We start from the raw sequence: 25,611 nt of genomic DNA, 5'->3' as shown, positions 1-25,611 counted from the left end.
GGGGTAAAAAGGAGATGACTTTATGGCTATAGAAAAAGTAAGCTTTAAAATATCGGGCATGACTTGAGCAGCCTGTGCTAATAAGGTAGAGAGTTCTCTATCAAAGCTTAATGGAGTGAAATCAGCAGCGGTTAACCTGATTGCTGAAAAGGCAACAGTTGAATATAACCCAAATGAGGTTAATATAGAAAATTTAATGAATGCAGTTAAGAAGGCAGGATATGATGCTTCAATGGATAAGATGAGATTGAGTATTGAAGGTATGACTTGTTCAGCCTGTGCTGCAAGGGTTGAAAAATCGTTAAAGGCTCTTGAAGGAGTATCAGAAGTAAATGTAAATGTTGCTACAAATAAAGCTACAATAGAATATCTATCCTCTGAAGTGGGAGTTAGAGATATGATTGGAGCTGTAGAAAAGGCAGGTTACAAAGCCTATCGAGAGGAAGAGAGCAAAGGAGATAAAGAGAAGGAAGCAAGGGAGAAAGAAATAAAACATTTAAAGAATTTATTTATAGTTTCTTCAATACTTACTTTACCTTTATTCTCAGCAATGTTTTTCCATATGGCAGGAATTCATACAATCTTAAGTAATGGTTGGTTCCAGTTTATATTAGCTACACCAGTACAATTTATTGTAGGCTATAGATTCTATAAAGGATCTTACCACGCATTAAGAGGTGGAGGAGCAAATATGGATGTATTAATAGCTATGGGTACTTCAGCAGCATATTTTTATAGTTTATATAATGTAATAGTAGGAGTAAACCAGTATTACTTTGAAGCTTCTGCAATGATAATAACATTAATATTATTAGGTAAATTAATGGAAGCAGTAGCTAAGGGAAAAACCTCTGAAGCTATGAAAAAACTTATGGGACTTCAAGCTAAAACAGCAAGAGTTATAAAAGATGGAGAAGAAAAAGATATACCAGTAGAAGATGTGGAAGTAGGGAATACTATAATAGTTCGTCCTGGAGAGAAAATTCCAGTTGACGGAAAGATAATAGATGGAAAATCTACTGTTGATGAATCCATGTTAACGGGAGAAAGTATTCCAGTAGAGAAAACTTCAGGGGATGAAGTAATTGGATCAACTATAAACAAACATGGTACATTTAAATTTGAAGCTACTAAGGTAGGGAAGGATACAGCATTATCCCAAATTATAAAGCTTGTAGAAGAAGCTCAGGGGTCAAAAGCTCCAGTTCAAAGATTAGCAGATAAGGTATCAGGTATATTTGTTCCTATTGTAGTTCTGATAGCAGCTGTTACATTTATTGTATGGTATGTAGTTACAGGAGATGTAACACCCTCCCTTATAAGTGCAGTAGCAGTTCTTGTTATAGCATGTCCTTGTGCACTGGGATTAGCCACTCCTACAGCTATAATGGTTGGAACAGGTAAAGGAGCAGAGAATGGTATTCTTATAAAGGGCGGAGAGCATTTAGAAAAGGCTCATAAAATAGATACAATAATATTTGATAAAACAGGAACAATCACTAAGGGTAAGCCAGAAGTAACAGATATAATAAATTATAATTTGGCAAAAGAAGAAGTGCTAAGAATATCAGCTTCAGCAGAAAAAAGCTCTGAACATCCATTAGCAGAAGCCATTGTAAATAAAGCTAAAGATGATGGCATTAATTTATCAGATGTTAAAGACTTTGAGGCAATCCCCGGGCATGGTATATATTCTACTCTAGAAGGAAAAGAAATATTTTTAGGAAATAGAAGACTAATGAATAGAGAAAAGATAGATGTATCAGAGGCTTTATCAGAAATAGAAAGATTAGAAGATGAAGGAAAAACAGCAATGATTCTTTCTATAGATAAGGAATTAAAGGGTATAATAGCAGTAGCAGATACTATAAAAGAAAGCTCAAAAGAAGCAATCGATGCCTTAAAAGAAATGGGTATTGAGATATATATGATAACAGGGGATAATGAAAGAACAGCTAAGGCTATTGCAAGAGAAGTTGGAATAGATAATGTAATAGCAGAAGTACTTCCTGAACATAAAGCAGAGAATGTTAAAAGAATTCAAGGGGAGGAAAAGCATGTTGCTATGGTAGGAGATGGTATAAATGATGCTCCAGCATTAGCTCAAGCAGATATAGGATTTGCAATAGGTACAGGAACAGATGTAGCTATGGAAGCAGCAGATATCACCTTGATGAAGGGTGATCTAAAGGATATAGTTATAGCTGTTAAATTAAGTAGAAAAACAATGAGAACTATAAAGCAAAATCTATTCTGGGCTTTTGGATATAATACTGCAGGAATTCCTCTAGCAGCATTAGGATTATTAAACCCAATGATAGCAGGAGCAGCTATGGCATTTAGTTCAGTATCTGTAGTAAGTAATTCCCTGAGATTAAAAAGATTTAAAGTAAAATAAAAGGAGAGGTAAATATGCAAAAAACATTAACAATAGAAGGTATGAGTTGTGGTCATTGCACAAATGCAGTGGAAAAATCTTTAATGAACTTAGAAGAAGTAACTAAAGTAAGAGCAGACTTAGCAAGCAAAACAGCAGAAGTAGAAGGATATGAGCTTAAGGATGAGAATTTAACAAAAGCTGTAGAAGAAGCAGGATATGAAGTAGTAGATATCAAGACTGTATAATATATAATAGGGCAGCCTAAATTAAATTTTATAACTATAATCCTATTATAATTTATGGTTTTGTCATCCTGAGCGTAGTCGAAGGATCTTTATTTAAGACTCTTCGACATGCTCAGAGTGACACTTCTATTTCTGTTACTCATTTATTATTTAATATTGAGGTGAGAAAGATGAATGATGAAAGAAAAAAAGCATTAAATCTACTAAAAACCTCCAAAGGTCAAATAGAAGGTATTATAAGAATGCTAGAAGATGACAGATACTGTGTAGATATTTCTAAACAGATTCTTGCTGTCCAAGGACTATTAAAAAGATCTAATTTAAATATATTAGACGGTCATATAAAAAGTTGTGTAAAAGAAGCTATTTTAGAAGGCCAAGGGGACGAAAAAATAGATGAAATTATTAATGTATTAGATAAATATATCAAGTAATTGTTAATAACAATACTATAAATGTGGGTAACTTATTTTTCAAAAAATAAGTTACCCACATTTTGTTTATCTTGCAAAAGCTTATATAATAGAATAAGATATATAGAGTGATAATTGATTAAAAAGGAGTGGTGAAAATGGATGAAGGACCGAGTTTATATTTTAATAGTACTACAATAATTAAATATCCTAGTTGTGATTCTATTTTCACTCTTAAAAGTGTAATAGAGTCATAAAAGGGCAATATAAATAGAGAGGTGACAATATGCTCAGTATATATAAAACTATAGATAAGACTCTATTACAATTAGATGAATTTGAAGAAGGATGTTGGATAAACCTAATAAACCCTACAGAAGAGGAATTGAATAAAGTTCATATGGAATTAAATGTAGATATGGATTTTCTTAAAGCTCCTCTAGATGATGAAGAGACCTCAAGACTTGAGATTGAGGATAATCAAACATTCATATTAGTAGATATACCTATGGTGGAAAAGGAAGATGAATCATATGTCTACTATACATTTCCACTAGGAATTATCCTTTATAAAAAATATATAATAACAATATGTCTAAAAGATAATTCAATTGTTGAACAGTTTATAGAAGGAAAAGTAAAATCCTTTTTCACTTATAAAAGGACTAGATTTGTACTACAGATCCTATATAGAATGTCAGCAAGATATTTAACATATCTAAAACAAATAGATAAAATGAGTAACGGAATAGAAAGACAACTACACAAATCCATGAAAAACAAAGAGTTAATTCAGCTGCTGGACTTAGAGAAAAGTTTAGTTTACTTCTCTACATCATTAACTGCTAATGAGATAGTAATGGAGAAGATGTTAAAATCAGAATCAGTAAAGCTTTACCCAGAAGATGAGGATTTACTAGAAGACGTAATAATAGAGACTAAACAGGCAATAGAGATGGCAAACATTTATAGTAATATTCTAAGTGGAATGATGGATGCCTTTGCATCAATCATATCAAATAATCTAAATATAGTTATGAAGGTATTAACATCTATAACAATTGTAATGTCTATACCAACAATGATTGCTAGTTTCTATGGTATGAATGTAGGATTGCCCCTACAAAATTCCCCTTATGCTTTTCTATTGATATTAGGAGGTTCAATAGCCTTATCCACTATAGTAATAATAATATTAGCTAAGAAAAATATGTTTTGAAATTAAATATACATTAATCACTGTCGGTCCTTAGATCGACAGTTTTTTGTTATATAAATAAGCAGGATATGGAATAATTATGAAGAATATTAATATACAGGGTATTAATATAGGGGGTACAGGGATGAGGAAAATATTATTTGTTATGTTGATAGGAGTAGTACTAATATTAAGTGGATGTAGTAATACTGAGTATTCTAAGAATTTCGTAGGAATTCCAATATATGAGGGAGCTAATGAAGTAATGAGTGATGATACTGGAGAGGGATATACAGAAATATATTCGGTGAATAACTCTAATATTGGTTTTGGAGAGGTGGTTGATTTTTATATGGAAAATATAGATAAAGATATATGGGACATAGAGGAATCAAAGGACAAACCTGCTGGAAACGTAGATAAAATAAAGCAGTATGGATTAACTCATGAGGATAAAAAGGTCATATTAACATTAACCTATTCCGATAGTGATAATATGGAGCCAAGTGTAAATATAACATTATCCGGAGATAGAATTAGTGAATAGAGGCATTTTGAATAAAAGAAAGGAGAAGGGCTATGGGAGTGCATCAATACGATACAAATATGAGATCTGATGAAGATTTTATTAAGGGGAATATTAAGTATTTAGTTGAATTTAAGTAATTAGGATTTTAACTCTTTAAAATGAGAATATAAGATAAATAAGAATATTATACGTTTAAGGAAGGAGAGCTAGTTATTCTCTCTTTCCTTTTTTTATAATGTAAAAATAATTTTTGTAGTTAAATAAATTATACCAGAGGGAATAAGTTATGATAAAAAATAAAATTTCATCATTAGAGTTTGATGAGGTGGAAGAGTATAGAAATGTCATTTTCGGTCAGATGATTTATGGTGGAGATGATCTTAGTTGTGAAGAATAGGATACCCGTAGTGAAGTAGATAGAAAGTTTATAAGGGAATCAATATTTTAGTTTTCTGTGAAATCTGCTTTAGAATAATAATAATAATAATTAGAAGAAACAGAAGGTATTATTCATATTATATAGAAATAAATATTTAATGTTATAAAAATATATCATATTTATTATTTATATAATCATTGAGTTGAGGGGAAAAAGTCATGACAAGATTAAAGAATCAACAAATAAAAAAAATAATTTTCTCACTAGTAATATTATTAACTCTAATTATAATTTACTGGGGATATAGAGTCTATATAGAATATAGAGGAGTTTATAATATTGTAGTATTTATTCCTTTATTATTTCTTCCAATTAGCTATAGAATGATACTAAAGGATCACGAAATTTTTCTGAGATGGAGAATAGTTACTGTGATGATTCTCTCTATTGCTTTACCTTTACTTATTTATTTTACTTTACCTAAGTATACTTATAATGAAGGGCAGAAAAGAGTTATAGAGTATTTGAATACTACAGAAAAAGTTGAATTTATAAATTATAGTAGAGGGGAAGATACCATACCTGTAATGAATAATCCAAAAGGATTCTTAATAAAAGATAGAACATATTATTACCATGTAAAGGTATTAGATAAGGATAGATATTTTATGGTAAATCCAATTATGGGTAAAGTAGGAGAGTTACCAAATGCATATTGGCATGATTAAAAATATAAAAGGAAAAGGTGGTTATAGAGGATGAAGTATAAAAAAGTATTAATTATAGGATTGCTTTTTATTACTGTTACTATTTTAATAAATCTAACGGATGATAAACAGACATTTTCTATTTCCAGTAATAGGATTAGTGAATTTAATACTAATGAAATGATGAGTAAACTGACCAGGAAGTTAAATATACAAAATGAAGAAGATATTTATATTACTAGAATGGATGTAGTATCCCATGGAGAAACAGAGAAATTTGCTGGGGATTATGCATTTAATATTTCTATTGAAGGGAATAAGATTTCTCGAATTATATGGAATATGGCAGTAAAAAGATCTTCAAATAACTATGAGAATTATGGAGTAATTATAACAAAAGATAAAGTAACTATACATAAATCCGAGGATACTAATACAATAGGGGACACGGAAATAAAGCTAGTTGATGCTATGGATTGTATAGAGAAGGTCACTAGTGAGAATATAATTAATAAATGGCAAAATGCTCATACTTATAGATTTGATATTACTGGAATAATTGACAATGAAAATAAATTAAAAAATACTAAATCTACCTATATTGCTAAGGATGATGAACTGTTTAAATATAATGAAAATGAAGAATTGGTCGATTTTGAAAATAAAGTTATAGATTTATCCCTAATGTTCTTTAATAATAATGGTCAAGGTAATGGAAGTACTATAAGCATATTAGTAAATGTAGATAATGATAAATATAAGTAGGGGGATTTAATATGCTAAGTGAAGGAAAAGAGGAGTTAATTAAGAATTTTAAATTAAGAAATATTGAAGTAGAGTTTTTTGAAAGGTTAGATCAGGCATCAGATAGAATCAAAAAATTAATAGGATTAGAGTGTACAGTTGGTGTAGGAAACTCTAAAACTTTAAAAGAAATGAAAATATCTGAGAAACTAAGGGAAAGAGGAAATAAAGTTTACGATAAAACTTTAGGAAAGACTAGAGAGGAAGTTAGAGAACTTAAAAGACAATCTTTATTAACAGATTGGTACATAACTGGGTCAAATGCAATATCTATTGAAGGACATATAGTGAATATAGATCATAGTGGAAATAGGGTTGCTGCAATGATTTATGGTCCTGATAAAGTAATAGTTGTAGTGGGAGAAAATAAAATCTGTAACACCTTAGAAGATGCTAAAAATAGAGCAAGAAATATAGCGGCCCCTTTAAATGCAAAGAGGGCAGGATATAATCCACCCTGTGTAGAATTAAGTAGGTGTGTGGATTGTAAAAGTTCTGAAAGGGTATGTTTTAATGATGTGACTATAGAAGGGCAATATAAAAAGGATAGAATGAGACTTTTTATTGTCAGTGAAGACATTGGGTTTTAGAAAAGGGAGAGGAGTAATATGAAAAGAATAACTAAAGTAGCATTATTATTAATATTATCTATAATAATGATTACTGTATTGAATGGTTGTTCAAGAGTAAGTGCTTATCAAAAAGGTATTTATGACAAAGATAAAGAAATAGTAAAACAGAATGATAGTGCTACATTTTTCAAAAGAATAGGGAATACCACAAATGATACCTTAGCTATAAGCTTTAGTAGCTTCTCAGGTATGGAATCCCTTTGGTCTATTAAGTCAAAAGGAGATAATACCCTGACAATTGAATATGATCTACACCTTGATAAAGGACGATTTAAATGTGTCTTTATAACTCCAGAGGATGAAGTTATAAATATATTTGAGGATGAAGATAAAGATAATAAAACTATAGAATTACCCGAAGGTAAAAGTAGAATAAAAATAGTAGGGAAGGAAGCGAAGGGTAAAGTGGCTATTTCAATAATATCAATGGAAGATGTAAATATACAAGAAATTGATTAGACAATATTCTTAGGGGGGACAACAAATGATTTATTTTAAAGATGATGATATTAAAATTAGAGATGTTAGTGAAGAAGATATTAATAGTTTATTTTCTTGGAGTATAGATAAAACTTTAAATGAACATGATCCAAGACCATTACCTAAAAATAGTAAAGAGTTACTTCAAGAATGTGGTAGTTTCTGTGAAAAATTTGATATTGAAATAATTAATGGTGATGTAAATAAAAGAAAATATATATACTTCATAATTGCTGATAATCAAGATAATCCCATAGGTTTCGTTAATTTTTTTAGTATAGATAAAGAAAAGAAACAAGGAGAGATGGGAGTTATACTAGGAGATAAAAGATATTGGGGTAAAGGGATTGCAAAGAAAGCAGTTAGCATGGTCGTAAACTATATATTTAGAGATTTAAATATAAATAGAATCTATATAGAAACTGGTGAAAATAATAAGGCAGCATTGAAATTATTTGAAAAATTAAAATTTGTTAAATGTGATGAATATATAGAAGATGATAACTTTAAGTTTATAGTGATGGAAAAAATTAAAGAGTAAGACAATTATTGAAATTTTAAGGGGGACATAAAAATGAGTGAAAAACATTTAATAGAAAATACATCTGTACCAAGAACAAGGGACAGTATTGCAAAAGATTTAAGAGATATGGGGTTGAAAGAAGGCATGATAATATTAGTTCATTCTTCTTTAAAATCTTTGGGATGGGTTAGTGGAGGTCCAGTAGCTGTTATCCAAGCTTTGATGGATGTAGTTACAGATACTGGTACAATAATTATGCCAACTCATACTGGGGACTATAGTGATCCATCATTATGGGGGAATCCAGCAGTTCCAAAGCAATGGATAGATATTATAAAAGATACAATGCCAGCCTATGAGCCAGAAATCACTCCAACTAGGGGGATGGGGGCAATAGTAGAAACTTTCCGTAAGTTCCCTGGAGTGATAAGAAGTTCCCATCCTCATCATTCCTTTGCTGCTTATGGTAAGTATGCAGAGAAAATATTAATAGATCATTCTTTAGACTATAGTTTAGGGGAAGAATCTCTATTAGCAAAGATATATGGTTTAGATGGATGGGTATTGCTTCTAGGGGTAGGATACGATAGTAATACATCCTTCCATTTGGCAGAATATCGATCAGGATTATCAAATAGATTTAAAGGGGAAGCACCTATAATTGAAAATGATAAAAGAGTATGGAAAATTTTTGATGATATAGAGTTTGATACTGATGTATTTGAAGATATAGGTAAGGACTTTGAAGAAAATAATAATATAAATATAGGGCAAATAGGATCTTCTAAATCTAAACTTTTCAATCAGAAGGTAGCAGTGGATTATGCTACAGAGTGGTTGAAAAACAAATCAAAGTAAGTATTTATAACTAAGGAGGATAAAAATGAGTGAAATAATTAGAAAAGATGTAAATGAAGAAAATGCTTATTCTGGATATGTAGAAGCAGGAGACTTTATTTTTCTAAGTTTTTGTGTAGGAAACGTAGGTGAATCTGTAGAAAGACAGGTTGAGGGTGCCTTAGATAATATGAAAGATAGATTAAAAGAAGCTAATTTAACCTTAAGTTCAGTAGTTAAGGTTGATGTCCTCCTTAGAGATGTGTGGGATATTCCTATAATGGAGGAAGTATTTAAAAGAAGATTTAAAGGGAATCTTCCAGCACGAAAAACTATATCTACAGAATTTGCCCATAAAGGTGGGGCTGAAGGACTAAAGGTACAGATAGATGGAATAGCATATAAGGGTAAATAAATGGTTAGGAACTGGAGAGATATATCTTATTTAGCAGAGGGAAATAGTAAAAAGCAAAAGGGCATATAGAGTTTTAAAATAGATAAAGATATTTGGACAAAAGATTGTCTATATTTGAACAGTAGGGATATAGACACATGCTTATTGAAGATAGATTACTAAAGTTAGGTGGAGATAAGATTAAAAGGAAATCCATATATTGAGTGGTTAAAAAATAGAGTCACTAACTAATAAAGGATTATTATCTATAATATAGGACAAGATGAGTCTCATAATTTATATATGGGGCTTTTTATTATTAAATAAAAGGAATTCATAAAAAGTTAGAGAAATTAATAAATGAGGTGATAGTCTTGACAACTCATTTAGAGAAAAGAGAAACATTGGATTTTGTAAGGAATTATTTTAGAAGTAAGAATATAAAAGGATTTATAATTTACATACTACTATTCTTTATTTTCTTGAAAATTACAGGTATATATAATAGAACAATATTGTCCTTTGTGATTATCATAATAATTGGCATAATAAAATATTCACTCATACCTGACTATCTCTATAGAGAAACAAGAGAGGGGGTTGATAAATACTATAAAGATAGAAAATCTAACAAAGAAGGACTTTTTATAATATGTAATGTGAAAAAATGGGATGGGCCCATGTTTGGAATTTTAAATGTAAATGATAACTATATCAAATTTACTCCATTTAAAGACAATCTCAAGAATGAAGGATTTTTTGTTAAATTAGAAGACATAAAAGTAAATGAAACAACAATCATTGACTTTAAGTACTCGATATTTAATAGACTGTTTTTTAGAGATCTATCTAAAGGGATAATTATACCGACAGAGGAAGCACAAATATGTATCCAGGTGCCAAAAACATATGAGGTATATAATTGGATACAGAATTCATTAAAAAATTAATAAGAGGATTTATCAAAGAGGGGGAGTATTATGAATGTTATTGAGGTTAATAACCTGGTTAAAAAGTACAACGGGATAACAGCAGTAAATGATGTTTCTTTTGCTGTACAAAAAGGAAGTATCTTTGGCATGTTAGGTCCTAATGGGGCTGGTAAGAGTACAACGATAGAATGTATTATAGGGCTAAAGAAAAGGGATAATGGTGAGGTTAGAATTCTTGGTCTAGATCCTAAGCTAGATAATAGAAAGTTATATGACATGATTGGGGTTCAATTACAAGAAACATCTTATCAAGATAAAATAAAGGTTTATGAACTTTGTGAATTATTTGAGTCAATGTATGAAAATCCATTAGATTATAAATCTCTTCTAGAGAGGTTTGGTTTAATAGAAAAAAGTAAATCTTATGTATCCCAATTATCTGGAGGGCAAAGACAAAAAATTGCTATTATATTAGCATTAATTTCTAATCCTAAAATTATTTTTCTAGATGAGCTTACTACTGGTCTTGACCCAAAATCAAGAAGAGAAATGTGGGAATGTGTTAAAGAATTAAGAAATGAAGGAAGAACAATATTTATGACAACCCACTATATGGAAGAAGCAGCTTATTTATGTGATCAGATTTGTATTATTGATGAAGGTAAAATTGCTACTATAGATACTATTGATGGAGTGATTGAACATGCTGATATTGATACTTTAATTACATTTGAAACAAAAGAAGATGTTATGGACTTAATTAATGAAGAAATCTCTGGTATAAGTAGGATTGAAAAACATAATGATACTATAAATATTTTTTCAAAACGAGAAGATTTGATTACTGATTTAGTAATTCTTATGAAAGATAAAAGAATAAAATATAAAAAGATAAATATCTTGAGACCTGGTCTAGAGGATGCTTTTCTCAAATTAACAGGGAAAACTTGGAAGGGGGAAATGTAATGAAAGAATTTATGAAAATTACTGAAATAGAATGGAAATTAAATAATAGAAACTTTTTAAATCTGTTTTTTTCATTAGTTTTTCCAGTGATGATGTTGCTTTTATTTGGAACTATCTATGGTAATGAACCTTCCGAGTTTATGGGTGGATATGGTGGAGTAGATGCATCTATAGCAGGATATATATGTATTATTATTGCTGTAAGTGGACTAATGACATTACCCCTTACATTAGCTCAATATAGAGAGGGGAAAATTTTAAAGAGATTTATGGCAACACCAATTAAACCTTTAGATATACTTTTATCTCAGTTATTAGTTAATACAATTAACACATTTATTGGTATGGGACTTTTAATTATAGTAGGAAAAATAATTTTTGATCTTCATTACTTTGGTAATATTTTTGAAGGAATTATTGCGTTTATTATTATATTACTAAGTGTTTTTTCAATTGGCTTGTTCATTGCAGGGGTTTCTAAGAATGCAAAAATGGCAACTGCCATTTCATATATTATTTATTTTCCTATGCTTTTCTTATCAGGAGCGACTATGCCTTTACAAATGATGCCTCAAAGTATAATAAATATTTCTAAGTTATTACCCTTAACTTATGGAGTTGAACTATTCAAAGGTGTATGGCTAGGAAGTCATTTAATGGACTATACCACTGAATTAATCATATTAATCGGAATCACTATAGTACTAACAATATTATCTATCAAGTTTTTTAAATGGGAGTAAGGGATTAATAATAAAAGGGGGAGTATATGAATAAAAAATTCATAAAGAGACTAGAGTTGAATGAAGGATATTATAAGGAGGTTGTAAAACCACTAATTGAAGAAAACTATCCAGGATTAAAATACTCTGTGGGATTAATAGGCTATGGATCAGATGTATTAGGATATGATACTCATATATCTATGGATCATAACTGGGGACCGAGAATGATAATATTCTTAGATGAGAAAGATATGGATGAATATAAAAATAAAGTAAATCAATTATTAAGAAAAAATTTGCCCTATGAATATAGAGATTTACCAACCAATTTTACTGATCCTTTAGAGGATGGAGTTCAGAGGATGAAAGAAATCCAGCAAGGTGAAGTAAATCACCTTATAGATATTATGAGTATTAGTGACTTTTTACGAAATTCTTTAGGAATAAAAGATATTGATAATATTAAAATAACGGATTGGTTGAAGTTTTCAGATCAAGGTTTAATAGAAGTAACTAAAGGAAAAGTATTTCACGATGGACTAGACAAGTTAAATAGAGTGAGAAGATACTTTGAGTTCTATCCTGAAGATGTACTAAGATTAAAATTAGCAGCCTTCTGGAATCACATAGCTGAAGAAGAAGCCTTTGTAGGAAGAAATATAGATCTAGGAGAGGATTTAGGCGTAAAGCTTATAGCTTCTAGAATAGTAAATACATTAATGAAAATATGCTACTTAACTGAAAGAGAATATATACCTTATAGCAAGTGGACATATAAAGGTTTTAGAGGTTTAAGATGCTATGAAGAAATAAGTACAACATTTTCAGAGATATTAAATTGTGAAGATATAGAAGAAGTTGATGGTCTAATATGTAAAGCATATGAACAGATCATTTCATTACAGGATAAATTAAATATAACAGAAAAAATATCTCTTAAAGCAGATGATTATTATGGACGACCTTATAAAGTAGTGTTTGTTGATAAGGTTGCAGAAATGTTGGTTTATTCTATAAAAAAAGAATATTTAAATGATATAAACTTGGACTATTTATCTGTTATCCAAAATACTGATGGAATAGATTTAACAGATAATAAAGAATTAATATATATATTATTTAGAGAAACAATGACTACTAAACAAAAGGAGTAGGGGTTAAAGGAGATTAATTAAACTAATTATAAAATAGAAAAATAACCATCTTTAGCAATATAGAATTTTTGTAAAAATCTCAAAGTATAGAGACGTTCTTATTGAAAATTAAAGGATTTATTTACATTATACAGAACTATTATATTAATCATTTAGGGCAAATTAATAAAGGGGGAATTAGAATGTTCATAGGGAATAAAATTAAATTAAGAGAATATACAAAGGATGATGTGAAAAAAGCTCAAAGGTACATGAATGATCCAGAGGTAAGAGGGTTATTAACCCCTGGAATACCCTATTTGTATACTTTAGAGGATGAGGAGAAATGGTATGCAAGTCAATCCGCAACAAATGATACATATAGTTTTGCTATTGAGACTTTAGAAGAAGGGAAATACATCGGAGGATGTGGAATAAATAAAGTAGATTGGAAGAATAGTACTGTCACTATTGGAATATTTATTGGAGATAAAGATTATTGGGGAAAAGGGTATGGTACTGATGCAATGGAAGTATTAATCAAATTTATATTTAAAGAGATGAATATAAATAAAATCAAATTAAATGTATTTTCTTTCAATGAAAGAGCTCAAAAATCCTATGAGAAATGTGGGTTTAAAGTAGAAGGTATATTAAGGCAAGAAATATTTAGAGATGGAGAATATCATGATGATATTATAATGAGTCTATTAAGAGAAGAATTTAGTGAATAATATATGTAAGAGGGGTGAGGTATTATGTTCGGTGAAGATAATAAAAGATTTATTACAACTTATGAGCAGGGAAAGCTTTCCCGGATCAAGATAATAGTAGATACTGAAACCGGGGTAAACTATTTATTTAGAAATGATGGTTATGCAGGAGGACTTACTGTTCTATTAGATAAGGATGGGAAACCGGTAGTGACTCCTGTTAGATAATATTTCAAGCTTAATTTTATTAGTTAAATATAAGGGGGAAAATAATGATTAAGAGTGAAGATATGAATAAGAAAAATTATATGTATTTATATTGTGTAAACTGTGAAGAAGAAGGAATTTATTTTATAGATGATATGGAGCAAGATTGTTTTATAAAATGTAATAATTGTAGTAAAGAAATAGCAGATGTCTGGTGTGAAGACTGCGGCATGGGAGGACCTTTTGTAGAGAACTTAGAAAACAAACCCCACAGCTGGAAGTGTCCTGATTGTAATAGAGGGTATAGTCTGTCTGATGATTTTTATTCTAATCCTTTTACTTTATATAGAGGGAATCAAGTTCCAAAAGAGATAATAGAGAGTATTGATAAAAGATTTAAAAAGAAGAAAAAAGGTCTATTTGGACTTCTTAAAAGAAAGTAAAAGGTCTTTTCATAAAAACATTGGATACAAAGAAATGAATAGAATCATATGTTTTTTAAGAGATATTTAGATATACAAAGGAAATGAGGGTGATAAAATGGATAAGCTTAGGGGATATATTCAACCTTATAAAGGGTTACCAGTAAGTATATATGTTATTTTTTTCGCAGCAATAGTAAATAATATGGGAAATTTTGTAGGACCATTTTTAACGATGTTTTTAACTTATCGGGTAGGTATTAATGTAGGGATGGTAGGTATTATTGTAGCTTGCAATGCCGGTCTAGGTATGCTAGGAGCTATGATAGGTGGAAAGTTAATTGATCAAATAGGACGAAAAAAGATACTTATAATCTTTAGAACATTAGCAGGAATAGGCTATGGGACATGTGCATTTGTAGAAAGTCCCCTTATAATCACAAGTATTTTAATGTTTTCTAGCTTTTTTGGTGGATTTTCTCAACCAGTATATGGAACTATCATTACAGATATAACTGATGGAGAAGAAAGAAAATCAGCTTTTTCTCTTCACTATATGGCTATTAATATAGGATATTCTGTAGGACCTTTATTGGCTGGATTTTTATATAAGAATTATCTGATGTGGTTATTTTTAGGAGATGCTTTAACTACATTCCTATCCATAGCTTTAGTAGCTATTTTTGTACCTGAAACCTTGCCAGATAAAGATGAAATAATGGAGTCTCAGAGTAAAACTTATGAAAAAGCAGAAGAAGGAAATCTACTATCAATATTGATAAAAAGACCAACTTTATTGATGTTTTCCTTTATCATTGTGATATATTTTATTGTCTTTTCCCAGTTTAATTTTGGATTATCTTTACAAATAGGAGATGTTTTTGGGGATAATGGTGCTACTCTTTTTGGTGTGCTTATGACAGTTAATGCTGTTATGTGTAGTATATTCACTGTGGTTGTTAATTCTGCAACTAAAGATTTTAAATCTTCCTTTAATATAGCGGTAGGAGGAATACTATATATGATTGGATTTGGAATGATAGCATTTATTAATAGTTTTTGGTTATTTGTTGTATCAACTATCATATGGACTATTGGAGAGATACTAGTAGCTACCAATACTAGTGTTTATATAGCCAATCATACTCCTATTACCCATAGGGGTAGGTTCAATGCTGTATTTCCTATCATAAGAAAATTAGGATTTATAATAGGTCCAATGATGGCAGGGGCTTATGTAAAATACTCAGGAATAAAAAGTCTATGGATATTGATAGGGGCTTTATCCCTTGTAGGAAGCATAATGATGTATAGACTTTATATCATGGATATAAGAAAAGAAGATGTCAAGGTTATATAGAAGGATAATAAAAGGTATTTTCATTATGGAGATGCCTTTTAATTTTTTAATATAAATAAAGGGAATTAATAATATATATAGAAATGTAATAATAGTAATAATATGGGATTTAGTTAAGGGGGATAGAATGATAAAATATAAAATTAACTTAGAAGGTATAATGGAATCTAACTTACAAGGTTTTTTTGTAGGTTGGAAAAATCCTCTTAGTACAAAAGAACATATTAAGATATTAGAAAATAGTCAATATAAAGTATTAGCTATAGATACTGATACAGGAAAGGTTATAGGATTTATAAATGCATTAAGTGACAATGTGAATTTTGCGTTTATTCCAATGATTGAGATTCTACCTGAATATCAAGAAAAAGGCATAGGTACAGAGTTAATGAATAGAATGTTAGAAGAGCTAAAAGATATACCATGCATTGATCTGATGTGCGATAAAGAGATGCAATCATATTATGAAAGGTTCGATATGTTAAAGTCTCACGGGATGGTACTGAGAAGATATTTATAATTATAAAGGAGGAGAAAAAATGAATTATAGAAAAATAGCTAATATAGCGTTGAAAATAATATCAATAAATGTATTTGTTAGGATGACACTTTATCTACCAGGTGTAATACAGTCCTTATTAAGAAATGATCCTAGCATGCCAGACCCAGGTCTAGAAGTTGTCGCTTATACTATGCCTATAATTATATTATTTGTTTTAAGTTTATTGATATGGATTTTCTCTGATAAGATTTCTAATATGATGGTTAAAGAGGACAAAGAAGAATACACAATTAACATTGATTATAATAAAGTTCAACAAGTTGCTTTTTCTACCTTAGGAGTATATCTAATTGGGATATCATTACCAACATTAATCACTACAGTATTTAGAATATATCAAGTACCTAGCACTGGTATGGGTCTAACGAGGAACATATCTATGTATTATACAATGCTTATCAGTGATATAACTAGAGTTATTTTTGGTATTATATTAGTATTTGGTGGAAAAGGATTAAGTAATATTATTAATAAAGTAAGAAAATTAGATTAGATGGAACAAAAATCATATTTACCTCGTTTAATATATAAAAGAGAAGAGGTAATGAATATGAAAAAAATATTAATTGTGATTTTTATTGTAGCGCTGTTAATGTTCTCGGGATGTGGAATAAATAACTCGCCGGGGGAAGAGGATGGCTTGGCTAATGTATATATCCAAGCTATTGAATGGTTAATCGAAGAAGATGAAGGATTGAATAGTGATATTGATTATATAGCGATAGATTTTGATACTTTTGAAGGAATTGATGAAAAAATAAAAAAAGAAATAATAGATTATATTGAAGAAAATTACACTGAAGTCAAGGATGCTTCCTTAGATGAATTAAAGGAGCAAGGAGAATTTGATGAAGAAAAGCTAGTTTTAAAGAACGGAATTTTAATATCAATAGATAAGATGAACAAATTTTCCTCTAATAAAATATCATTTGAAGCATCTAAATATAGGTCTGGATTAGGTGCTATTGGTATAAAATTTGAATTCAAAAAAAGCGGAACTGAGTGGAAAATGATAAAAAATAAGATGCTATGGATAAGTTAGAATAAAACTTTATGGAAATAATTATAAAAAATAGAAGGTATTTCATTATTTTTATTGAAGTGTATATAAGTAGAGGTTGATAGATGTGATCGGGGGATATAAATTATGACTATAAGTATTCTATTAGGTATATTATTGATCGGAATAGGTTTATGTGTTCATGTATTTAAGATGTATTGGCTTATATCAGGATATAATATGTTGACTGAAAAGAGAAAAAAGTACATTGATATAGATAAAATAACTAGAGCTATTGGAATATTTCTTTATTCCTTAGGTCTATTCACTATGGTATTAGCATTTTATAATTCATTTCTTATACTTATATTATATGTCTTATATACTATATTAGGTGGAATATATCTTACGATATTTTATGAAAAGAATGATAAATTTAAAAGAGAAATAAAGGATACAAAAATAAACCTAAGGGAAACTCCTTAGGTTTATTTTGTCTATATTTTATATTTTCCTAGATCCTTCTTAAACTCATCTGAAACCTTCTTAAACTCTTTTATATTATCCATCATTCTACCTATTTCAGCAGAATAAGTAGTAACATTTGCACTTACCTCTTGAGAGGAAGCAGAGTTCTCCTCTGCTATTGCAGCAAGAGACTCTATATTTCCAGATACCCTTGTGATAGCTTCTGTCTCTTCACTTAAAGAGTTTATCATATCAATAAGGGAGTCTGATACCTGTTTAATAGACACTACAGTATCATAGTTGCCATCAGCAACTTGAGCTAGTTTGTTGTTTTCTTTATCTAATATTTTATATTGATCATCAATTTGTCCGACTAAGATATCTATTTCATTTATAAAGGATAATAAATTCTCATTTATATTGTTTACTGCTGACTTAGATTCTTCTGCTAGACTCCTTATCTCCTGAGCTACTACAGCAAATCCTCTGCCATATTCTCCAGCTCGAGAGGCTTCAATGGAGGCGTTAAGGGCTAACAAGTTAGTTTGCTCTGATATGCCTTCTACAGTTTCTACTATTCTTGTTACGTCCTTAGCCTTACTTTGTAGGCTAAAACTATTTTCTTTAACCTTAGAGAATTTTCCTAAGATATCTTGTAAGCTTAAAGAAGTATCTTTAAGTTCATCATAACCTCTATTAATATTGCTAACTGATTTTTCTAAGGATTCTTTACTATCATTTTCTTTTCTAGTTATTTCATTTAATGAGGATATATTGTTATTTAAAAGATATGCTGCTGATTCAGTTTCCTCAGCTTGATTTATTGCTCCTGAAGCTACTTGTTCAACTACTCCAGCTATTTCTTTGGAGGTAGTGTTCATATTTCCTGAAATCTCATTGAACTTATCACTAAATACACTTAATTCATCAATTACTCCTTTAAATCCAACAAAATCTGTTTTTAACACATCTTTATATTCTGATATTAGATTATTTATATCTTCAAAAAAATCATTAGTAGATATTTCGTTATCCTCTGCATACTGTCTTTCTTTTATATTATTTAATTGATTGATGATACTTCTCTTAGGCATAAATAATAGTTTTGATATTATGTAAGGCACTACTAATGTAAGACCTAAAGTTATCCCTGTCAAAAGAGTACCTTCTATGAATTGAGAAAGCAATAAGTAGGGTAGTCCTACTAATAAGAGAGAAGATATAGCTATCTTGGCCTCTAATTTTTTAACAAACCCAAAGGAAAGAATCTTGTTTATTTTATAGGATTTATAATAATATATTTGCTCTTCAAATTTAATATGTACTTTTAAAAAGTCTTTAGTTCTCTCCAAGGTATCTATCTCTATTTTTTCACCATAAAAGTTTGCTGCTCCCTCTAATAGACCATGGAAGTAGCCAAATAGACCCCTTTTAGATTGATAAGTCATTTCAGCTGTATATTTATCCACCGAATGTATATTTACCAATGGCGGTTTTGCTCCTGGTATCTTTCCTGCTATTACCACATGAACATCATACATTGACCTTAAAAAAGAATATAGGTTTTTATGATCAAAGAATGCTGGATAATCATTGAAAAAAGTATATATATTATCCCTACCCATTTCTTTCCAAGTATCATATACGGACTCACTTCTCCTATCGGATATGTATTCCATCATTGCCTTGGGATATTTGTCATCCACATCTTCGGTAGGTCTAAATACCTTATCTGGTTTCATACCAGCCTGTATCATTGCTTCTTTTGTTATATCTTCACCAAATACTTTCTGGCAAGTTTTTACCCATGAGGATACCACAGTTCCTTTCATATATACGGTTAAACCTTCCCCCCTTTTTTTTAATAACTGTTTCTTTACCTATTCCTTTAGTAACAACTTAATGTACAAGGAACAGTATATATATAAATTCATAATATATATTATACCGAAAGTTTGTAATTTCTTAAATCTTTTTTAGTAAATAAATCCATTACTAGATCAAAAGAAATATTAAACTATTGTATAGGAGGAATGGAGGTTGAATAAGGATAAACATATTTATATAAAAATGTATAACCATGAAAAGGGAAATATTATTGAGAGGCTTGTAGAGGATGTAATAGAAATGATTATATTATCTCAGTGTCCTATAGAGTTTAATATTGAAGCCTTGAAGGCAAATGCAATAATAGCAAGAACTAATTTAATCAGAAAAATGAAATTATTTGGTGGTGAAGGATCTCTTTATCATGAAAATTGCGATATATGTGATGGAGAACATTATTTAGGTGAGAATATATTACAAAAATATAAAGCATTATCTGAAAAAAATTTAAATAAATTAGAAAAGGCAATAAATGATACTAAAAATCTTATTATTACAGTAAATAATAAACCTATAGATGCAAGGTTTCATGACACCTGTGGAGGGTCTACAGAGAATTCTGAGAATGTTATAGGAACTAAAACCTTTTATCTTAGAAGAGTATTGTGTAATTATTGTAAAGACTCTCCTAATTGGCAAAATGAAATAGAGATGGATATAAAGGAAATATCCGAAAGACTAGATACTAGATTTCCTTATATGAATGCTACTGAGAATATAAGGATTAATAATTTCGTTCAAGATATAAAAAGAGATTTACTAGGTAGAGTAGCTAGTATAAAAATAGGAGACTCTAAATTTAATGGTATTGATTTTAAAAATAAATTAGATATTGATTCAACTCGATTTAGTATTGCTCCTGAGAGATTAAAAATAAGAACTAGAGGAAAAGGAGATGGCTTGGGATTATGTCAATGGGGAGCTAATGAAATGGCTAACTTGGGAAAGAGCTATAAACAAATACTTGAGTACTATTATACAGGTATTGAAATAAAGGAAATAGATAAACCGTGTATAAATCAGCCATTAAAGGGAAGAATACTTATGATAGATCCTGGACATGGTGGAAATAGTAGTCAAGATGTAATTGGTATAGATGGAACAAGGGAAAAAGATATAGTACTAGATATAGCTAAATTATTAAAAAATCAATTAGAGGAAGCTGGGGCAAAAGTAATACTCACAAGAGAAGTAGATGAATATGTACCATTAAGTCAACGGGTGAAAACTGCTAATGAAATTCGTCCGAATTTTTTTATAAGTTTACATCTAAATTCTTATCATAATTCTTCTATACATGGTTGTGAAATATATCATTATAAAAATGATAGAGATAGTGTAAATCTAGCTCTACGTATAATGAAAATATTATCAAAGGATACAGATATTATAGATAGAGGCATAAAAATTGCTGATTTTTTTATTCTTCGAGAGATAGGGGTTAGTTCATTACACATAGAAGTAGAATATCTTACAAATCCCGACAGAGAAAAAAGATTAAAGGATAAGAAATTTCTACAAAATATATCAAAGTCCATCACAAAGGGAATTATTGAATACTATAAATATTGATAATAAATAGATTAATTCTAAATATTATTGACATGATACAAGCCAAGTAGTATAATGATTATTTAGATGTTTGACTTTTGGCGAAATTTGTGTTATTATTAGTTTAACACCATTTGTCTAAAATAAATGAAGAAGGTGATCCTTTGATAAAAAGAAACACTCTAGAACAAATCAGAGAGAATGTTGAGACCCACATAGGGGAAAAGGTGAGACTTAAGGCAAACAAAGGAAGAAAAAAGACAACTATCAGAGAAGGTGTCTTAGAGAACGCTTATCCTAGTATTTTTGTTGTAAAAATTGAGGGAGGATATAACTCTGTAAGAAGAGTATCCTATAGTTACTCCGATATATTAACAGAAACAGTTGAAGTCACTCTTTGTGAGATCGATAACAAAATACAGATTAGCTAATAGTAGACCGCCCGATAGGCGGTTTTTTACTTGGTAAATATAAAAATACTATCCTCTTAAGAGGATAGTATTTTTATATTTAAGGGTTCTATTGAAGAAAAAAGGGGAAGGATCCCGTTAGGGAAATTACGTAAAATTATTTAACTCAATTATATTTTATCATATTATAAATATATGATAATAGGTCTATAGATGGATATTGAATATTTTTGTATAAAAATCATTAAAAATTAAAGAAGAGTATGAAATTTTAAAAGAAACTGGACATTTTATCCCTACCTAATGCATAGATATATTAATAGAATAATGCCTGTATTAGTTCAGGGTAATTATAAGAGGAGGGAGTAATGTGCCAATTGAATTAATAAAAGACCTAATTAAGATAGACCAAACTGTTGGTAGGGATAAAAAAGACGTATATTTACACAAAAATATCGAAATGGCATCGGATGAACCTAAGATATTTAAAGTGTTAAATACTGAAGGAGATGTAGTTGTTGATTCTGTAGAATTACATAAAGATAAAATAAAAGTATCTGGATATCTCAATACAAGAACTCTTTATATGGGAGAAGAGGAAAATAGAATCTATAGTAAAGGATATAAATTAGTATTTAAAGAAGATATCTCTATAGATGGAATAAAAGAAGATATGAAGGCCGAGATTATTCCAAATGTAGAGAATATAGACTATAGATTGTTAGATGATAAAAATATAGAAGTTAAATCTGTGATATCCTTAGATGGAAAAATTATGAAGAGTAACAATATAAACATATTAAAGGATATTCAAGGAGAAAAGGGTATTCAAGTATTAAAAGAAAAAATCAGGTATAATGAAGTATTTGGGGAGAACTCATCTACTACTATGATAAAGGATGCATTTGAATTATCAGAGGAGCTTCCTGATGTAATTGATATACTTAGAGTAGATCTAAAGGCTTATGAAAGGGAAATAAAGATTGTAGAAGACAAAGTTATAGTTGCAGGAGAAATAAAAGGTTCCATAATGTATCTAGGGGATGATGAAAATAATAGGATTAACCATATAACTCATGAAATTCCCTTTACTCATTTTGTAGATATTTCTGGTATAAACAATGATATGGAATATAAAGTAAAATTAGATTCCTTAGAACCTTATTATGAAATAAAGGAAGACATAAATGGTAGGTCTAGAGTTGTAGATGTAGAATCTCTTATAAAAATTGATGCCAAAGTCTTTGAGAATAAAGAAAAAGAGATAACAATAGATACATACTCTACTGATAAGAGATTTGATTTATCTAAGGAAGTAATAAAAATAAATGAAAATATTGGAGCAACTATAAACCAAGAAAATGTAAGAGGTGTAATAGATGTATCTGAAGATGATGAGATAATCAAAGAAATATATACGGTTAGTGTGAAGCCTATAATAACAGATACTAGAATAATAGAAAGTAAAGCTATAATAGAAGGAATAGCTACTGCTAATATGCTTTATTTAGGAGAAGAAAGTGGAGAAATAAAGAGTATAAGAAGTGATTTTCCATTTAAATCTTATATTGATATGGAAGGTATTTCAGAAGATATGGATGCTGAAATTGATATGATTCTTGAAGATATAGAATATGAAAAAGTAAGCTCTAGAGAAGTAGAAGTAGAATCAAAAATTAAGCTTAATACTTCAATAAATAGAATTAAGAGTATAGATATTGTAACAGAGGCTATTGAATTAGAAGAGGCAGTAGATGAAAAGAAGAGACCTTCTATCGTAATATATACTGTGAAAGCTAATGATACTCTGTGGGATATAGCTAAAAACTATAACACTACAATAGAGGAGCTAATAAAGATAAATGAAATAATGACTCCGGAGAATATAATGCCAGGAGAAAAAATATTTATAATTAAAACTGTAGATGTTACTATTTAAGCTAGAGATTAATCTCTAGCTTCTTTTTTTGCAAAAGAAGTGTTTCAATGTATACAATATTTCGTTATAATAAATACAAAGTACTAATTTGATATAATAAATTAAATGGAAGTCCTAGGAGTGATTTTTTGAGAGAGATAAAATTAAATGCTTATGCTAAAATAAATATATCTTTAGATGTATTAAAGAAAAGAGAAGATGGATATCATGAAGTAAAAATGATAATGCAACAGATAGATTTAAAGGATGAAATAACTTTAACTGAAATAGACTCCGGTATAGAGATTGAATGCTCCGATTCTAGAGTTCCTACGGATTCATCAAATTTAGTGTATAAAGCTTATAAGTTAATCAGTGATAAGTTTGATATAGGCAAAGGAATAAAAGTGAGAATAGATAAAAAAATTCCTATGGCAGCAGGACTAGCTGGAGGTAGCTCCGATTGTGCCCAGACTATAATAGGGTTAAATGAAATGTGGGATTTAAACTTAACTCAAGAAGAATTAATGGATATAGGAGTTAAAATAGGTGCTGATGTACCCTATTGTATAATGGGAGGTACTGCTCTAGCTGAAGGCATAGGTGAGGAGCTTACAAAGCTTAATAGTTTCTCAGATAAGTATGTATTAATTGCTAAGCCTGATATTGATGTATCTACTGCTTATGTATATAATAATTTAGATATAGAAAATATTCCTACTCATCCTGATACTGAAAGAGTAATTAAAGCCATAAAAAATGATGATATTTATATTTTAGCAGAAAACATGGTTAATGTATTAGAAACTGTAACTATAAAGAAGTATCCTGTAATTAATAAAATAAAGAAAGAGATGCTAGACAGAGGGGCGATTGGAAGTATTATGAGTGGAAGTGGGCCAACTGTTTTTGGTATTTTCGATGATTATAAAAAAGGAAAAGACTGTGAAAAGTTCTTAAAGAATTACATTGATGAGGTATTCTTTAGCAAAACAATATAGATTATAAAATATGATGAGGGACGAGGAGGAAAATCAATGAAGGAAATGGATAAGCTGAATTTACACGACTATAAACCTTTGAGAGAAATAGTATTTGAACATTTAAGAGAATCAATCATATTAGGAAAAATGAAACCTGGAGAAAGACTTATGGAGATTCAATTAGCAGAAAGTTTAGGGGTTAGTAGAACCCCTGTAAGAGAGGCTATAAGAAAGTTAGAGTTAGAAGGACTTGTTATAATGGTTCCTAGAAAAGGAGCTTATGTATCTGAGGTATCATTAAAGGATATAAAGGAGGCCTTAGAGATAAGGGCGAGTATAGAAGGTTTAGGGGCATATCTTGCAGCAGAAAGAATGGAGGAAGATGAGATTGAGGCTTTAAAAAAGAAACATGAGGAGCTAAAAATATGTATCAATGATGGAGATGTGGCTTGTATTGTAGAGAAGGATACGGAATTGCATGATATAATCTTTAAAGCAACACGAAATAATATGCTCATGGACTTAGTAGATGGATTGAGAGAACAAGTCCAAAGGTTTAGAGTTAGTTATGTAAGCAGTCACCATAAATCTTCTGAGTTAGCTAAGGAACATCAAAAAATAATAGATGCTATTGAAATGAGGGACAAAGAAGCAGCTAAAAAATATGCAGAAGAGCATATTGAAATATCTAAAAAATATATAGTATCCGATTTTAAAAATAATAAAGAATCCTAAGAGGCCAATTGAATTGGGTCTCTTTTTTATTGTATAGGAATTTAATTTAATAGATTTTCTAAACTGATGATAAACACTGAGTTTTAATACTATAGAAAATATTGGAATATAATAAAAA

The 25,611-nt window shown here is 29.7% G+C and carries 30 protein-coding genes and 1 pseudogene; 30 read left to right on the top strand and 1 reads right to left on the bottom strand.

What is annotated here, in order from left to right:
* Positions 1 to 79: 79 nt before the first annotated feature.
* The 25 genes and pseudogenes from GOQ27_RS17590 to GOQ27_RS01070 all read left to right on the top strand — a co-directional run.
* A pseudogene (locus GOQ27_RS17590) lies at positions 80 to 217 on the top strand (cation transporter); the annotation flags it as partial.
* Positions 197 to 2,398: a heavy metal translocating P-type ATPase gene (locus GOQ27_RS01185; protein ID WP_350445867.1), complete on the top strand. Its 2,202-nt coding sequence runs from the start codon at positions 197 to 199 to the stop codon at positions 2,396 to 2,398. The pseudogene GOQ27_RS17590 and the gene GOQ27_RS01185, both read left to right, overlap by 21 nt.
* 14 nt (positions 2,399 to 2,412) lie before the next feature.
* Positions 2,413 to 2,625, top strand: coding sequence for a heavy-metal-associated domain-containing protein (locus GOQ27_RS01180; RefSeq protein ID WP_203364982.1), 213 nt, complete (start codon positions 2,413 to 2,415; stop codon positions 2,623 to 2,625).
* A 170-nt stretch (positions 2,626 to 2,795) separates the two neighbouring features.
* Entirely contained in the window at positions 2,796 to 3,059 is a 264-nt protein-coding gene (locus GOQ27_RS01175; protein ID WP_203364981.1) for a metal-sensing transcriptional repressor, read from the top strand.
* A gap of 265 nt (positions 3,060 to 3,324) precedes the next feature.
* Entirely contained in the window at positions 3,325 to 4,257 is a 933-nt protein-coding gene (locus tag GOQ27_RS01170; protein ID WP_203364980.1) for a magnesium transporter CorA family protein, read from the top strand.
* A 124-nt stretch (positions 4,258 to 4,381) separates the two neighbouring features.
* Positions 4,382 to 4,783 (top strand): hypothetical protein, encoded by a 402-nt coding sequence (locus GOQ27_RS01165; RefSeq protein ID WP_203364979.1) that lies wholly within the window; start codon positions 4,382 to 4,384, stop codon positions 4,781 to 4,783.
* Positions 4,784 to 5,362: 579 nt separating this feature from the next.
* The gene (locus GOQ27_RS01160; RefSeq protein ID WP_203364978.1) at positions 5,363 to 5,872 is read left to right on the top strand and encodes a hypothetical protein; all 510 of its coding nucleotides are present in this window, start codon (positions 5,363 to 5,365) and stop codon (positions 5,870 to 5,872) included.
* A 30-nt stretch (positions 5,873 to 5,902) separates the two neighbouring features.
* Positions 5,903 to 6,616, top strand: coding sequence for a hypothetical protein (locus tag GOQ27_RS01155; protein WP_203364977.1), 714 nt, complete (start codon positions 5,903 to 5,905; stop codon positions 6,614 to 6,616).
* An 11-nt stretch (positions 6,617 to 6,627) separates the two neighbouring features.
* Positions 6,628 to 7,245: a lactate utilization protein gene (locus GOQ27_RS01150; RefSeq protein WP_203364976.1), complete on the top strand. Its 618-nt coding sequence runs from the start codon at positions 6,628 to 6,630 to the stop codon at positions 7,243 to 7,245.
* Positions 7,246 to 7,263: 18 nt separating this feature from the next.
* Complete coding sequence (locus GOQ27_RS01145) at positions 7,264 to 7,746, top strand: hypothetical protein (protein ID WP_203364975.1); 483 nt, start codon at positions 7,264 to 7,266, stop codon at positions 7,744 to 7,746.
* 25 nt (positions 7,747 to 7,771) lie between these two features.
* Complete coding sequence (locus GOQ27_RS01140) at positions 7,772 to 8,308, top strand: GNAT family N-acetyltransferase (protein ID WP_203364974.1); 537 nt, start codon at positions 7,772 to 7,774, stop codon at positions 8,306 to 8,308.
* Between the two features lie 33 nt (positions 8,309 to 8,341).
* Positions 8,342 to 9,148 carry an AAC(3) family N-acetyltransferase gene (locus GOQ27_RS01135; RefSeq protein WP_203364973.1) on the top strand — a complete coding sequence of 269 codons (807 nt, stop codon included), beginning with the start codon at positions 8,342 to 8,344 and terminating at the stop codon, positions 9,146 to 9,148.
* Positions 9,149 to 9,173: 25 nt separating this feature from the next.
* Entirely contained in the window at positions 9,174 to 9,542 is a 369-nt protein-coding gene (locus GOQ27_RS01130; protein ID WP_203364972.1) for a RidA family protein, read from the top strand.
* A gap of 353 nt (positions 9,543 to 9,895) precedes the next feature.
* On the top strand, positions 9,896 to 10,471 hold the full coding sequence (locus tag GOQ27_RS01125) for a hypothetical protein (protein ID WP_203364971.1): 576 nt from the start codon (positions 9,896 to 9,898) through the stop codon (positions 10,469 to 10,471).
* Between the two features lie 30 nt (positions 10,472 to 10,501).
* Complete coding sequence (locus tag GOQ27_RS01120; RefSeq protein WP_203364970.1) at positions 10,502 to 11,419, top strand: ABC transporter ATP-binding protein; 918 nt, start codon at positions 10,502 to 10,504, stop codon at positions 11,417 to 11,419.
* A complete protein-coding gene (locus GOQ27_RS01115) occupies positions 11,419 to 12,162 on the top strand; it encodes an ABC transporter permease (protein WP_203364969.1) in 744 nt (247 codons plus the stop codon). Before GOQ27_RS01120 ends, GOQ27_RS01115 begins: the two co-directional genes overlap by 1 nt.
* Positions 12,163 to 12,188: 26 nt before the next feature.
* Entirely contained in the window at positions 12,189 to 13,298 is a 1,110-nt protein-coding gene (locus GOQ27_RS01110; RefSeq protein WP_203364968.1) for a DUF4037 domain-containing protein, read from the top strand.
* 182 nt (positions 13,299 to 13,480) lie between these two features.
* Positions 13,481 to 14,011, top strand: coding sequence for a GNAT family N-acetyltransferase (locus tag GOQ27_RS01105; protein WP_203364967.1), 531 nt, complete (start codon positions 13,481 to 13,483; stop codon positions 14,009 to 14,011).
* A 24-nt stretch (positions 14,012 to 14,035) separates the two neighbouring features.
* Entirely contained in the window at positions 14,036 to 14,218 is a 183-nt protein-coding gene (locus tag GOQ27_RS01100) for a DUF6440 family protein (RefSeq protein WP_203364966.1), read from the top strand.
* A 44-nt stretch (positions 14,219 to 14,262) separates the two neighbouring features.
* Positions 14,263 to 14,640, top strand: a complete 378-nt coding sequence (locus GOQ27_RS01095; protein ID WP_203364965.1) for a hypothetical protein — start codon at positions 14,263 to 14,265, stop codon at positions 14,638 to 14,640.
* Between the two features lie 97 nt (positions 14,641 to 14,737).
* The gene (locus tag GOQ27_RS01090; RefSeq protein ID WP_203364964.1) at positions 14,738 to 15,979 is read left to right on the top strand and encodes an MDR family MFS transporter; all 1,242 of its coding nucleotides are present in this window, start codon (positions 14,738 to 14,740) and stop codon (positions 15,977 to 15,979) included.
* A gap of 127 nt (positions 15,980 to 16,106) precedes the next feature.
* The gene (locus GOQ27_RS01085) at positions 16,107 to 16,499 is read left to right on the top strand and encodes a GNAT family N-acetyltransferase (protein ID WP_203364963.1); all 393 of its coding nucleotides are present in this window, start codon (positions 16,107 to 16,109) and stop codon (positions 16,497 to 16,499) included.
* Positions 16,500 to 16,518: 19 nt separating this feature from the next.
* Positions 16,519 to 17,034, top strand: coding sequence for a hypothetical protein (locus tag GOQ27_RS01080; RefSeq protein ID WP_203364962.1), 516 nt, complete (start codon positions 16,519 to 16,521; stop codon positions 17,032 to 17,034).
* A 57-nt stretch (positions 17,035 to 17,091) separates the two neighbouring features.
* Positions 17,092 to 17,583 carry a hypothetical protein gene (locus GOQ27_RS01075; protein ID WP_203364961.1) on the top strand — a complete coding sequence of 164 codons (492 nt, stop codon included), beginning with the start codon at positions 17,092 to 17,094 and terminating at the stop codon, positions 17,581 to 17,583.
* Positions 17,584 to 17,688: 105 nt separating this feature from the next.
* The gene (locus GOQ27_RS01070) at positions 17,689 to 18,027 is read left to right on the top strand and encodes a DUF3784 domain-containing protein (RefSeq protein ID WP_203364960.1); all 339 of its coding nucleotides are present in this window, start codon (positions 17,689 to 17,691) and stop codon (positions 18,025 to 18,027) included.
* A gap of 11 nt (positions 18,028 to 18,038) precedes the next feature.
* Here GOQ27_RS01070 and GOQ27_RS01065 read toward each other — a convergent pair whose 3' ends face one another.
* Positions 18,039 to 19,841 carry a heme NO-binding domain-containing protein gene (locus GOQ27_RS01065; protein WP_203364959.1) on the bottom strand — a complete coding sequence of 601 codons (1,803 nt, stop codon included), beginning with the start codon at positions 19,839 to 19,841 and terminating at the stop codon, positions 18,039 to 18,041.
* A gap of 208 nt (positions 19,842 to 20,049) precedes the next feature.
* Between GOQ27_RS01065 and GOQ27_RS01060 the strand changes: the two genes are divergently transcribed.
* From GOQ27_RS01060 to GOQ27_RS01040, 5 genes are all read left to right on the top strand, one after another.
* Positions 20,050 to 21,468 (top strand): N-acetylmuramoyl-L-alanine amidase, encoded by a 1,419-nt coding sequence (locus GOQ27_RS01060; RefSeq protein WP_203364958.1) that lies wholly within the window; start codon positions 20,050 to 20,052, stop codon positions 21,466 to 21,468.
* Between the two features lie 113 nt (positions 21,469 to 21,581).
* Complete coding sequence (locus GOQ27_RS01055; protein WP_484477097.1) at positions 21,582 to 21,878, top strand: Veg family protein; 297 nt, start codon at positions 21,582 to 21,584, stop codon at positions 21,876 to 21,878.
* Positions 21,879 to 22,227: 349 nt separating this feature from the next.
* Positions 22,228 to 23,796 (top strand): DUF3794 and LysM peptidoglycan-binding domain-containing protein, encoded by a 1,569-nt coding sequence (locus GOQ27_RS01050; RefSeq protein ID WP_203364957.1) that lies wholly within the window; start codon positions 22,228 to 22,230, stop codon positions 23,794 to 23,796.
* Positions 23,797 to 23,924: 128 nt separating this feature from the next.
* Positions 23,925 to 24,776, top strand: coding sequence for a 4-(cytidine 5'-diphospho)-2-C-methyl-D-erythritol kinase (gene ispE, locus GOQ27_RS01045; protein WP_207751242.1), 852 nt, complete (start codon positions 23,925 to 23,927; stop codon positions 24,774 to 24,776).
* Positions 24,777 to 24,812: 36 nt separating this feature from the next.
* Complete coding sequence (locus tag GOQ27_RS01040) at positions 24,813 to 25,493, top strand: GntR family transcriptional regulator (protein WP_203364956.1); 681 nt, start codon at positions 24,813 to 24,815, stop codon at positions 25,491 to 25,493.
* Positions 25,494 to 25,611: the final 118 nt, after the last annotated feature.

It is taken from the genome of Anaeromonas frigoriresistens (assembly GCF_016820655.1).
Lineage (GTDB): Bacteria > Bacillota > Clostridia > Tissierellales > SIT17 > Anaeromonas > Anaeromonas frigoriresistens.
This window is presented reverse-complemented; position numbering and strand designations above follow the sequence as displayed.

Excerpts from the sequence above, each read along its gene's own strand:
- GOQ27_RS01080 (WP_203364962.1), top strand. The coding sequence starts at position 16,519 with ATGAATTATAGAAAAATAGCTAATATAGCGTTGAAAATAATATCAATA.
- GOQ27_RS01085 (WP_203364963.1), top strand. The coding sequence starts at position 16,107 with ATGATAAAATATAAAATTAACTTAGAAGGTATAATGGAATCTAACTTA.
- GOQ27_RS01170 (WP_203364980.1), top strand. The coding sequence starts at position 3,325 with ATGCTCAGTATATATAAAACTATAGATAAGACTCTATTACAATTAGAT.
- GOQ27_RS01155 (WP_203364977.1), top strand. The coding sequence starts at position 5,903 with ATGAAGTATAAAAAAGTATTAATTATAGGATTGCTTTTTATTACTGTT.
- GOQ27_RS01095 (WP_203364965.1), top strand. The coding sequence starts at position 14,263 with ATGATTAAGAGTGAAGATATGAATAAGAAAAATTATATGTATTTATAT.
- GOQ27_RS01130 (WP_203364972.1), top strand. The coding sequence starts at position 9,174 with ATGAGTGAAATAATTAGAAAAGATGTAAATGAAGAAAATGCTTATTCT.
- GOQ27_RS01185 (WP_350445867.1), top strand. The coding sequence starts at position 197 with ATGAATGCAGTTAAGAAGGCAGGATATGATGCTTCAATGGATAAGATG.
- GOQ27_RS01175 (WP_203364981.1), top strand. The coding sequence starts at position 2,796 with ATGAATGATGAAAGAAAAAAAGCATTAAATCTACTAAAAACCTCCAAA.
- GOQ27_RS01135 (WP_203364973.1), top strand. The coding sequence starts at position 8,342 with ATGAGTGAAAAACATTTAATAGAAAATACATCTGTACCAAGAACAAGG.
- GOQ27_RS01105 (WP_203364967.1), top strand. The coding sequence starts at position 13,481 with ATGTTCATAGGGAATAAAATTAAATTAAGAGAATATACAAAGGATGAT.
- GOQ27_RS01075 (WP_203364961.1), top strand. The coding sequence starts at position 17,092 with ATGAAAAAAATATTAATTGTGATTTTTATTGTAGCGCTGTTAATGTTC.
- GOQ27_RS01120 (WP_203364970.1), top strand. The coding sequence starts at position 10,502 with ATGAATGTTATTGAGGTTAATAACCTGGTTAAAAAGTACAACGGGATA.
- GOQ27_RS01150 (WP_203364976.1), top strand. The coding sequence starts at position 6,628 with ATGCTAAGTGAAGGAAAAGAGGAGTTAATTAAGAATTTTAAATTAAGA.
- GOQ27_RS01115 (WP_203364969.1), top strand. The coding sequence starts at position 11,419 with ATGAAAGAATTTATGAAAATTACTGAAATAGAATGGAAATTAAATAAT.
- GOQ27_RS01145 (WP_203364975.1), top strand. The coding sequence starts at position 7,264 with ATGAAAAGAATAACTAAAGTAGCATTATTATTAATATTATCTATAATA.
- GOQ27_RS01140 (WP_203364974.1), top strand. The coding sequence starts at position 7,772 with ATGATTTATTTTAAAGATGATGATATTAAAATTAGAGATGTTAGTGAA.
- GOQ27_RS01180 (WP_203364982.1), top strand. The coding sequence starts at position 2,413 with ATGCAAAAAACATTAACAATAGAAGGTATGAGTTGTGGTCATTGCACA.
- GOQ27_RS01110 (WP_203364968.1), top strand. The coding sequence starts at position 12,189 with ATGAATAAAAAATTCATAAAGAGACTAGAGTTGAATGAAGGATATTAT.
- GOQ27_RS01040 (WP_203364956.1), top strand. The coding sequence starts at position 24,813 with ATGAAGGAAATGGATAAGCTGAATTTACACGACTATAAACCTTTGAGA.
- GOQ27_RS01160 (WP_203364978.1), top strand. The coding sequence starts at position 5,363 with ATGACAAGATTAAAGAATCAACAAATAAAAAAAATAATTTTCTCACTA.
- GOQ27_RS01165 (WP_203364979.1), top strand. The coding sequence starts at position 4,382 with ATGAGGAAAATATTATTTGTTATGTTGATAGGAGTAGTACTAATATTA.
- GOQ27_RS01100 (WP_203364966.1), top strand. The coding sequence starts at position 14,036 with ATGTTCGGTGAAGATAATAAAAGATTTATTACAACTTATGAGCAGGGA.
- GOQ27_RS01070 (WP_203364960.1), top strand. The coding sequence starts at position 17,689 with ATGACTATAAGTATTCTATTAGGTATATTATTGATCGGAATAGGTTTA.
- GOQ27_RS01065 (WP_203364959.1), bottom strand. The coding sequence starts at position 19,841 with ATGAAAGGAACTGTGGTATCCTCATGGGTAAAAACTTGCCAGAAAGTA.
- GOQ27_RS01090 (WP_203364964.1), top strand. The coding sequence starts at position 14,738 with ATGGATAAGCTTAGGGGATATATTCAACCTTATAAAGGGTTACCAGTA.